At 72.8% G+C, this 5472-nt stretch carries 1 pseudogene; it reads left to right on the forward strand.

The annotated features are described in order from the left end of the window. Window positions 1–5472 (forward strand): annotated as a pseudogene (locus CCN51_RS41095) (hypothetical protein); the annotation flags it as partial.

Genomic DNA, 5472 nt, shown 5'->3' on the forward strand with positions numbered 1-5472 from the left:
GCTGGTGCGGGCCATGCGGGAACAGCCGCACACCTTCGCCGGGGACGGCCGGGAGTTCACCTACCGTGCCGAGTCCGGGCGGCTGCGCACGCTGCGCGTACGGATCCGCAACTACGGCGCCTGGGAGAGGTTCGCCGACAGCACCGGGCCGACCAAGATCGACAACCAGTACCGCGCCAAGACCACCGTCGGCGGCAGCAAGGTCCTCAGCACCACCCGGCAGATCGGCCCGGCCGTGCCGATCGGCCCGCTGCCGTTCGCCTTCGCCGCCTTCGGCCGGCTGGGGATGCGGTTCGCCCGCTCCCACGACACCGCCTACACCATGCAGGACGACGTGGTGAGCCAGGGGGAGACCAAGGCCGACGACCACTCACACGTCCACATCGACGACGTGTACTACGAGGTGACCGTCACCGACGCCCTGCCCCCGCGCCCCGCCAAGGAGGGCGTCCTCGGCACCCGGTGGCGCGCCAGGCCCGCCAGGACCAGCGCCCCGGACTTCACCTCCGGCGTGTCCCTGCGCGACGGGCTCGGGCTGCGGCTGGCGGACACTCTCACCGAAACGCACGAGACGGTCCGCACCCCGCAGCGGATGCAGCTGGGCCCCGAGTCCGACTACCGGGCCGTCACCACCGTGGGCTACGGGCCCGTGGAGGAGATCCGGAACTGGGCGGCGAAGCGGGTCGGCGCCGAACCGGGCAGCACCGCCCACGACGAACTGTCCGCGTTCTTCTCCTCCGGCAACTTCGACCAGATGGCGGACCGGCTCTCCCGGTCCATGGTGCCGGGCAAGCCGCTGTTCGCCGGCGACAAGAAGCGCACCCCACTGGGCGCGTTCGTCATCCCGCGGGTCGTGCCGGGGAGGGCCGTCCTGGCCGACGAGAGCGACAAGGCCAAGCTGGCCCAGACCGGACAGCTGACGGCGCAGAACTCCCGCAAGCAGAGCAGGGCGCACACCCTGGAGTTCTTCGGCGTCGTGGGGCCGACGTTCAACCTGCCAGTGGTGGACGTGCTGAACCTGATCCCCGGCTTCATGGAGAAGATCAAGCCGCGCTTGCAGTTCGGCCCGGGCGGGCGCCGGGGACACACCCGCGGCCGGTACATGACGGTCGGCGGATCCGGCGCGGTCAAGTCCGCCATCCAGAGCACGAAGACCGCCACCGATCTGTACCGGGTCGAGAAGACCGTGTACGTGCTGAAGACCGGGGACGCCGAGCCGACCGCGTTCCGCACCTGGAGCCTGGACTGGATGACGCACCGGGAAGCGCGCCGTCTGGCCGGACTGGACGACGGCACCACCCTCGCCAAGCGCGACGGCCGGGAGCCGTACGCCCCGGCCTATCTGACCGAGGACCACCCGCCGACCCTCGGCATGAGCCGGGTGGTGCAGTTCCTGTACCCCGACGGCCGGTACACCGACCGTACCGCGTCGGGCGACAGCCCCGCGGACACCCGGCTGGCCACGATCACCCGGCAGGTGGTGGCGGCCCTCGCCCGCGAGTTCCCCGGGATGATCGCCCCGCTCGAAGACCTCGGTGACCCCGACGACAGCAGGTGGCGCAACCACGCGCACTACCAGATGGTGCTGCACAACGTTCTGACGGTGTACAACGCGCTGTCCTCCCACCACGCCATGGAGGGGAACCTGGACACGATGAGAACCACCGGCCTGCGCGTCCCCCTGCAGGACCCGGGCCGGTTCACCCGCGGCCACCGCGATATCTGGCTCGACGCCGACATGACCGGCCGCCGCTTCGAGGGCACCACCGACAACCTGCTGACGCGCAGTTCCCCCGGCGTCACCAACGCCGACGGCGGACGGTACGGAACGCAGAGCACGGAGGCCACGTTCGAGGCCCTGTTCTCGACCATCGACGCCGGCGCCACCGACGAGCGCGGCGCCCCCGCGCACTCCGTCACCGCACAGTTCGGCTACCGGGGGAACTGGCAGGAACGGGCGGAGACCCCCTTCGGCTCCACCGCGTCCGCCGAACCGTCGGCGGACACCACCGAACCCGCGCACCTCTACAGCTACGACCTGTCCATCACGGTGAGCACGGGCGGCTACTGGCGGTTCCGCAGCCTGCTGCGCGGCATCACCTCGCTCGGCCTGCTGGGCACCCAGCTGTTCGTCTTCCGCGCCCCGCGCCGCGGCCTGGTCCCCCCCATACGCGCCAAGGTGCTGCTGGCCGTCCCCGCCGAGCACAGCCCGGACACCGACCCGCACGCCCCGGGCGCGGCCAACCCCTACCGGGGCCCCGACCGGGTCACCCAGGGCACCCTGTCCGTCCGCGAGACCAGGGACCTGGTGGACCGCGCGCCCACCGCCCCCGTCCACCCCCAGGAGCCGGGGCCGCTGGACGGGCAGCCGCACCAGACCGTCTCCGTCCTGGCGCCGCCGCACGGTGAGGGCATCGTGGACGCCGTCCTGGAGGAGGCGTCCCAGGGGCGGTGGCACCTGACGTACCAGGGGGCGCCCGCGCACGACGCCGCGGTCCGCCCGCACCAGCCGCAACTTCTGACGGCCAACTTCGACCAGACCGCGACACCGCTGGGGCTGCGCGCCACGGGCCTGTTCAGCAAGGGTCCTTACCTGGACTGGCTGGCGACGGTCGTCCACCGGATCCGGGTCACCGGGCTGCGCGCCCTGGGACGGCCCGAGCCGGTGAAGGCCTCGGTGACGGTCGGCGCAAGCACCGCGATGACCGGCACCCAGACCAAGTCCGCCGCCCATTCCGCCGGCGTCAGCTTCGTCTACGGCCAGTCCCACTCCGCGGGGCCGGGCCTCACCGGCAACTACGGAGCGGTCTGGCGCCCGTGGGTGCGCTCGGAGAGCGAGTCGGAGACCGTCACCCGGACCGTCACCACCGACACCTCCTGGTCGAACTCCGATTACCAGGTGCTGACCGCGGGCGACGCGGAGCACCAGGTCGCGGCCGATGTGCGCTCCATCGGTCTGCTGAAGCCGGTCGGCAGGCTCCTGTTGCAGAAGGGGCGCCACCGGGCCGGCCGGTGGCAGCGGATCACCGGCGGCTGGCTCGGCCACATCCCCGAGCGGACCGCAGCCGAGATGGGCCTGATCCGCGACGGCCTCGGCGCCGGGCCGATGTACGCGGACCGGACGTGGTCCCTGCCCGGCTGGCTGCGCCGCCATCCGTTCGCCCAGTACCCCGTCGACTCCCTGAACGTCACCGAAGCCCTGACCGCCTTCGACCAGAAGCTGGACGGCCTCGGCCACGGCCTCGACAGTGTCAGCCGGGAGGCGGTCCGCCGACTGGTGTCGGGCCGCGTCGCGCGCGCACTGCGCCGGGAGATGACCGGAACCGGCTCCTCACTCCCCTCCAGGATCGGCGGCCCGGGGTGGAAGAGGGTCCGGATCGGCAAGCGGGACGTACGGGTACGGGCCCGGCTCATACCGGTCGAGGACGGGCAGGACTTCGACCGGCTGTGGCCCGGCGCCGAGCTGGGAGAGTCCCGTACGGCCGTGGAGACCCGTACCCGCGCGTTCGAGCAGGGCCGGGGCTCCGACGCGGGCACGACCATCACCGAGGGTGTGCGCACCGACAATCCGTCCGTGCCGACGGCGGGCCCGTCCCTCGCCGAGTTCGGCTCCAACCGCCAGATCATCTCCGGCTCCTCGGGCATCACCCTCACCCGGGCGCGGAAGACGACCACCAAGGGGCCGCACGCCCAGTTCACCACCCGCTACCGGCTCGAGCTCACCCTGGAGATCGGCCGCATGCGCGGGGAGATACCGCGCGACCCGGACACCTCCCGGATCTCCCACGAGCAGGACGTCGGCACGCTGAAGGACATCATCCCGCTCAGCCTGCTGCGGCCCGACCCCGCAGACGACGGCCAACCCGGCGCCGAACCGGACCCGTTGCGCCCGCCGGAGCCGGTGGACGAGCCGCCCGCGGTGAACGTGCTGACGTCGGCCACCGACCGCATCCCGTCCGAGCAGCTGTGGGACCGGGTGCGCGCCTGGCGCTCCGTCCCGCAACCCGGCGGCGGCGAGGCGCCGTTCGAGATGCCGTCCAACGGCTTCGACGTCCGTGCCGTCATCGGCGCCGAGGGGGTCGAGGCGGCGGGCCTCCTCGCCCTGGCCAAGGCGTACGACAACCGGCTCGCCCAGGTGTCGGGGCAGCTGACCGGTGACGCGCTCGAAGAGGCCCTGCGATGGGCACGGCTGACCCCGCTCACCGCCGAGGGCACCGGCGCCGCCCAGGTGCTGGAGGACTCCTCCGGCAACGTGGCACTCAGCACGTTCGCCGAGGACGCGGCAGGGGACAGCGGCTACCACACCGCGGGTATCACGGAGAACAACATCCTGGACTCCGCGACCGGCAACCTCGCCCGCTACATGCGGCCGGACCTCAGCGGCGCCCAGCTGCTGACGGTGGCCGACGGCGGCGACATGGAAGCCGCGCTGCAGCACACCCACAACGACACCGCGAACACCAACTACGGCGGCGTCACGGACACCGCCATCGGCGGCTTCCCGCTGATCAAGACCCAGCCGCTCGGTACGGTCAACATGGGTGTGAGCGGCACCGGCGCCAACGCGCTGGAGGCCGACGGCCAGGCCATCACCAACGAGCAGGTCCACCAGACGAAGGTGAAGCCCACCACGGGCCGGATGTTCGCGTTCGCCATCCCCACCGCCTGGCTGACCGTCGCCGAGGTCGACCGGCAGCTCAAGGACAACTCATTCGCCGTCTGGGCCCGCGAGCACCTGATGGGCCCGTTCGGCGGGGTCAAACCGGGCATCCAGGCCGTGGAGACCCAGACCCAGATCATCGCCTGGGTACGCGAGGACGTCGCCCGCCAGCTCGGGCTGATCACCGACGAGAACTTCCCCGAGCGGGTCGGCACGGCGTGGGACAAGGTCAGCGAGGCGGCCAAGGCCCTGACCGAGGCGGACCAGGAGTACTGGAGCCTGCGCCGGGACGTCCCCGACCTGCACGAGGCCGTGACCGTGGCCGAGGCGGAGTACACCCGGGCCCGGCGGCACCGCTCGGCGGCCGAGCGCGCCACGCGGGCCGCCGACCGCAGCGCCCGCCATCACTACCGCGCCGCCGAGGCCGCCGCGGACGAGACGGCGAGGGGGCCCGCGGCGGAGTTCCGCGAGGCTGTCCGGGACCGCCTCCAGGCCGCCGAGGAGGAGGCGGCGGCGAAGGCCCAGGCCGTCCGCGACGCCCTGTGGGCACAGCTCCTGGAGACCACCGCCGGGCAGCCGGAGACCGGGCAGACGCAGCCGGAGGCCGGGCAGGCCGAGGAGCGGTGGACCGCAGCGGACCAGCAGCTCGTCCAGGCCCGCGAGGAGCAGGCCGCCGCCGACCGCCTCGTCGCCGGCATCCGGCAGGACGAGCGGGACCGGCTCGTCACCGAGGCGCGGCGGATGCACGACGAGGTCACCGACGGGGCGGCCCGGCGCGTGGTGAGCGCCGACGACGCCGTCCAGGCCGCCCA

The organism is Streptomyces milbemycinicus, from assembly GCF_002154605.1.
Taxonomy (GTDB): Bacteria; Actinomycetota; Actinomycetes; order Streptomycetales; family Streptomycetaceae; genus Streptomyces; species Streptomyces milbemycinicus.